1 protein-coding gene is annotated in these 284 nt (G+C 69.4%); it reads left to right on the top strand.

The window, feature by feature from the left end; all coding sequences use genetic code 11:
- Window positions 1–201, top strand: a 201-nt coding sequence (locus ABR397_RS23780; protein WP_350307845.1) for a hypothetical protein, incomplete at its 5' end; no start/stop codon positions are given.
- Between the last annotated feature and the right edge of the window lie 83 nt (window positions 202–284).

Raw genomic sequence — 284 nt, 5'->3', positions numbered from 1 at the left:
CGCCCACCGAAGGGCGCTGCGCGGTTACCTCAGCCCCGGTGCGCGGCTGGCCGCCGGGTTGAGCTTCTTAGCCCCCGTGGCGCGCAAGGCGGACGCCTTCCGCTGTCAGCCACAGTGCAAAATCCCACCGCCGCAGTCGCCGCCGTCCCTGGCGGCTCCGGTGATAACATCGACCCTAAAACCCGCCCGCCAGCCTGTTAAGGTCAACAGCCACAGACCGGTAAGCCAGTCGGCCTGCGGCCTCCGCCGTTAATTACCCCCGCCCCGCCCCTGCTGCACTGGCT

It is taken from the genome of Photorhabdus viridis (assembly GCF_040256935.1).
Lineage (GTDB): Bacteria > Pseudomonadota > Gammaproteobacteria > Enterobacterales > Enterobacteriaceae > Photorhabdus > Photorhabdus viridis.
Note: the sequence above shows the minus strand (reverse complement) of the source record. Positions and strands in the feature narration are given on the sequence as shown.